4 protein-coding genes are annotated in these 3,552 nt (G+C 36.0%); all 4 read right to left on the reverse strand.

Translation table 11 applies throughout. From position 1 onward, the window contains the following. Positions 1 to 213: 213 nt before the first annotated feature. The 4 genes from KBF89_08875 to KBF89_08890 all read right to left on the reverse strand — a co-directional run bounded on the left by KBF89_08875 (position 214) and on the right by KBF89_08890 (position 3,091). Positions 214 to 1,080: an alpha/beta hydrolase gene (locus KBF89_08875; GenBank protein ID MBP9116434.1), complete on the reverse strand. Its 867-nt coding sequence runs from the start codon at positions 1,078 to 1,080 to the stop codon at positions 214 to 216. 283 nt (positions 1,081 to 1,363) lie between these two features. Then, entirely contained in the window at positions 1,364 to 1,909 is a 546-nt protein-coding gene (locus tag KBF89_08880) for a hypothetical protein (GenBank protein MBP9116435.1), read from the reverse strand. Positions 1,910 to 1,926: 17 nt separating this feature from the next. Further along, positions 1,927 to 2,580 carry a hypothetical protein gene (locus KBF89_08885; protein MBP9116436.1) on the reverse strand — a complete coding sequence of 218 codons (654 nt, stop codon included), beginning with the start codon at positions 2,578 to 2,580 and terminating at the stop codon, positions 1,927 to 1,929. A gap of 4 nt (positions 2,581 to 2,584) precedes the next feature. Further along, on the reverse strand, positions 2,585 to 3,091 hold the full coding sequence (locus KBF89_08890; GenBank protein ID MBP9116437.1) for a sigma-70 family RNA polymerase sigma factor: 507 nt from the start codon (positions 3,089 to 3,091) through the stop codon (positions 2,585 to 2,587). Positions 3,092 to 3,552 lie beyond the last annotated feature (461 nt).

Below are 3,552 nucleotides of genomic sequence, written 5' to 3' on the forward strand. Positions count from 1 at the left end.
TACAAAATTAGAGATCATTTATTTTAGATTCTTGTCCAACGGTTGCAGGTAATATCCGAATATATGCAATTGTTGATATTTCTAATATCGCGTGAAGCCCAAGGTGCATAAACTCCTCTGCTCTCCTGCTCTAGTTAGGGGTCTTCCTCAACAAGAAAGACTCAATCGAATTTGCTGGTGAAGAACATCGGCAAGGGTGGGATAGTTTTTTTATTATTTTATATGCTTACTAAAAAAGCTTACCAATTTTTTAATTACATCTTCTGATTGAGTATTATCAAAACCATGAAGCGCAAAATACTCATGGTATTCATGGGTTACGTTTAACGTATTCAATTTTCCATTCATCCATTGACTTTGATAGACAGGAACTATAGGGTCTATATTTCCATGAAATAGTATTGTTGGTTGGCTAGTGGAAGAGATATTCCAATAGGGACTGATACTTTCATATACGTCACCATCCCAGGCTTGCCCTACATATTCCGTTAAAATATCTCCAACCTTTCCTCCTAACCAGATGTTCGTACTACTATACCAGGCCCAATCGTTAATGATAGTAGGACCAAAAAGGCTGGCAACACAATTAATGTTATTATGGTCGTTGTATTTATAGGCATAAATCATGGCTAGTTGACCACCAGCACTGGCTCCTATAATGCCCATTTTTGATGAGATATGATAATCGCCCAGGTTATCTAAAACATTTCCAATCGCCTTATTGATATCGTCCATTATTTCAGTGTGATGAATGTTATTGGTATTACTTGCCAGGCGGTAGTTCATATTCACGATAGCAACATTACTCCAGTTTTTTTTGATTAAGCTAACATAATAATTAAACTCTTCTTTTTGTCCTCCCTTCCAGGCTCCACCGTGTATCATTAAAAGAACAGGCGTAGTACTGTCTCGACCTGCGGGTAAATAAATATCATATTTCTGCATTTGATGATCTCCATAACTAACGTTAACCATAGTCGTGTCGGTATTGCCTGCAGGGTTGTCGGGTATGGTAATATCTTCTTTAGAACAAGAACAGAGTACAATAAATGATAGCAGGATATAAATTAGTTTATTCAAGAGATTAAGTTTTGAGGTTATAAATACTTCGGGAATGGCAAATATAAATGGGGTACGTGATTTTTGAAACACGTACTTTCAATTGATGGTGTTGATTGCAAGATATTTATTTTTAGTGGTTCAACCCGTATTATCATTTATAAACCCCCGCATTGAATAAACTTTTTTGTTATACACAGTGCCGGAGTCCACCGTTACCTACCACACAGATGCCAGTGCTTTGGACGTGTGTTGGCATGTACGGCACCGGCATTCGTGTGGTTTTCATTAGATATTGTTCAATTCAGTCGATTCCAAATAGTTTTAAGGAGTTTGTATAGCCAGGAAGTCTAATAGCATATTCTCCAGCGCTCAAATTGGTTTGAAACTCAATTGAGTATAGATTGTTGTTTCTTTTGTTTATCGTAAAGACAACAGAGTCATTCTCAGCATATGTATTGCCAGTAAATGTTGTCCATTTTTTAAACTCTGTAAAACGATAAAGTCTCTTATTGTCCTGCTTGAGTTTGAATATATCAATTTTCTTTAAGAGTGTCATTGAGTCTGATTTATTATTAATGAAGAGTATAATATTTTCAGATTGTTTGAAACGTGTACAAGACCGCAATCCCGGAACTACATAATTTACTTTAAGAGTTCCGATGCCTACTAAATACATTGAAAGGCTTAATCTTGACTTGATGTGAATGCTTTCTGTCTCAAGGACTCTATCAGTTATTTGGTTTATGTCAGGCATTGCTAGATTCTGCTTGTTGGAAATTATTAAATCTTGTGCAAAGACAGGAAAATTCAGCGAGCAAGTGATAAAAAGGATTATGGCTTTTAGCATGGTTTCTCCTCTAGAAGTTAGTGAGTTTCATTTCTAAAGGCCTTAAGATCATTTGTAAATTCCAACGACTTTATAATCGGAGTCCATTCTGATCCACTGAATAAATATTTAAACCATTTTCTGTCTCTGTTACCGTACTTGATATTACGAAATAGCCAAACAGCCATGAAGGTCAACGATAATGTAACTGATAGCTGAAGAGCATACAAGAAAATATTTCCATTCTCAAGCATGCTTTCATTTAAGTAAAAAGTAGTCCAGACGGGTAACTGCAAAAAGAGAAAACGAGCAACCCATAGAGTTGATGATTTTAATCGCGCCAATTTTTCTTGTGTTTCAATTATAGACTCACTGATATCTGCCTGATGAATAAGAATTAATTGGTAGAGATAAATTCCAATTGCCAATTTAGTCAATAGCACTTGGATAATTGCTGAGATTAGAAAAAACGGATTTGCCACCAAAAACAAATTGATAATCAAGAGGTCAACAAAACTAACCCATACTATACCTATGATAATAGTAAATACTTTCAGAGGTCTCATGGATGCTAGCAGTGACCGAACCTTGAGTTCTGTGATCTGCTCAGCGTTCTTCTTGCTAAACAATAAGTTTTCGTCTAACTTTTTATCGTATGATTTCCAAAGATTAATAAGTTCTGTGTCTTGCATTTGCTTAATTTTTTAAGGATAAAAATTTTTGTTTCAATAGTTCTTTTATTCTCGAAACTTTGGTCGATACATTGGTTACGGTTAATCCAAGTATTTCTCCTATATCCTGTTGGTTGTTCCCTTCCAGATATAGAATAATAATTGCCCGATCTAATTCTTTAAGCTCTTGAATAAACTGATGTAATTGATCTAATTCATTATTCAAGTCTAGTGTAGTATTATCTTCTTTCAGGTAAAGTACACTCTCTGGCAATGGTTGATTGATTTGCCGCCTCAGTGTTTCCTTTCTATAGAATGAGATTGAAACGTTCAGAGTAATACGATACATCCATGTTGAAAACTTATACGAACTATCAAACTTGTCAAAAGACTTCCAAAGCTGGAATAAGATCTCCTGAATTAGATCTTGTTTATCGTCAGGGTCTTTGCAGTATGATCTGGCTATTTTGTAAATAATCCCCTTGTTTTCCTCAATGGTCTTTAAAAAATCAGCCTGTAATTTCACGTCCATTATGATATCGGTCACCTAATTAAAATTACATTTTTCTATCCATGACTGTACGGTATCCGCAGCCATCGCGTTTTCGCGAATTAATAATTGAATTGCCCTGTTTAGCCTCGTTGTTTTGATTTGTTCCATGCTTTCGAATATTTAAATACTCCCTATTATTCGCTCGGGGTATCAAAATCTCACGAAGTTTTCATGAAATTCTTTTGTCGGGAGATAAATACTGTCAATCGAGATGTGCCATTTGGGTTGGAGTCACTGTCGTGCAGCATTGTGTATAACGCAACAATAACTGAATTTGAGCACTAACAACAACTTAGGGGGGTCGAAGAGCGTCACTGTCCCACGACACAAAATGTGATTTGAAAAACTAAACTGCAAACTTAAACCCACCTTGATATGCGTTTGTTATGCGCCAGCCTGCTTCACCTGTCTTGCTTAACGCACCTTACCATAAACTTACG

This window comes from Acidimicrobiia bacterium (assembly GCA_018057765.1).
GTDB lineage: Bacteria > Actinomycetota > Acidimicrobiia > IMCC26256 > JAGPDB01 > JAGPDB01.

Excerpts from the sequence above, each read along its gene's own strand:
- KBF89_08880 (MBP9116435.1), bottom strand. The coding sequence starts at position 1,909 with ATGCTAAAAGCCATAATCCTTTTTATCACTTGCTCGCTGAATTTTCCT.
- KBF89_08885 (MBP9116436.1), bottom strand. The coding sequence starts at position 2,580 with ATGCAAGACACAGAACTTATTAATCTTTGGAAATCATACGATAAAAAG.
- KBF89_08890 (MBP9116437.1), bottom strand. The coding sequence starts at position 3,091 with ATGGACGTGAAATTACAGGCTGATTTTTTAAAGACCATTGAGGAAAAC.